The 426-nt window shown below is 65.3% G+C and carries 1 pseudogene; it reads right to left on the reverse strand.

Features of this window, described 5'->3' with window-relative positions:
- Positions 1-327, reverse strand: a pseudogene (locus GVL52_RS32275) (preprotein translocase subunit SecA); the annotation flags it as partial.
- Between the last annotated feature and the right edge of the window lie 99 nt (positions 328-426).

Consider the following 426-nt stretch of genomic DNA (forward strand, 5'->3'; position numbering starts at 1 on the left):
GGTCTTGCCCTCGCCGGTGCGCATTTCGGAGATCTTGCCGTGGTGCAGCGCCATGCCGCCCAGCAGCTGCACGTCGAAGTGGCGCATCTTCATCACGCGCTTGGAGGCCTCGCGCACGACGGCGAAGGCTTCGGGCAGCAGGTCGTCCAGGGATTCGCCCTGGGCGACGCGGCCCTGGAACTCCACCGTCTTGGCGCGCAGGGCATCGTCGCTCAGCTTCTCGTAATCCGGCTCCATCGCGTTGATGCGGGCCACCGTCTTGCGGTATTGCTTGAGGAGCCGGTCGTTGCGGCTGCCGAATAGTTTGGTGAGGAAGTTGGAGGCCATGCGAACGGGACCGCGGCCCGCCTGTGCGGGCGGAAGCGATCCGAATCCCTAGTGATGAAGTGGGTTCAGATGGGGGCCACAGCCACCGCTTGCAAGTTC

It is taken from the genome of Rhizobium sp. 18055, assembly GCF_902706285.1.
GTDB lineage: Bacteria > Pseudomonadota > Alphaproteobacteria > Rhizobiales > Rhizobiaceae > Rhizobium.